Genomic DNA, 377 nt, shown 5'->3' on the forward strand with positions numbered 1-377 from the left:
GAGCGAAGTGATGTCACGCAGCACCATGCCCGCCCGCAACGACGTGAAGGCGCTGGTCCAGCAGAAGATGGGCACGATGATCCAGTCCCTACCGGGGACGGACGTGGCTCAGCGTCGGTTCAAGACGGCGGCGCTGGCCGTCGCCAGCAACCCCGGCATCCAGCGGTGCGAGCCGATGTCGGTGCTCAAGGCGGTCTACACCTGCGCCCGCCTCAACCTCTACCCCGACCCGGCGCTGCACCACGCCGCCATCGTGCCATTCAAGAACGGCAAGACGGGCAAATCTGAAGCCACGCTCATCATCGAGTACCGGGGTCTGGTGGAGCTGGCGAAACGAGCCAACCCCAAGCTGTCGCTCCGCGCGGGCACCGTCTACG

At 66.3% G+C, this 377-nt stretch carries 1 protein-coding gene; it reads left to right on the plus strand.

Features of this window, described 5'->3' with window-relative positions; genetic code table 11:
- A partial coding sequence (locus tag R0J92_RS21930) for a recombinase RecT (RefSeq protein ID WP_411053200.1) occupies nt 1-377 on the plus strand: 377 nt, incomplete at both ends.

This window comes from Tritonibacter sp. SIMBA_163 (genome assembly GCF_046535935.1).
Taxonomy (GTDB): Bacteria; Pseudomonadota; Alphaproteobacteria; order Rhodobacterales; family Rhodobacteraceae; genus Epibacterium; species Epibacterium scottomollicae.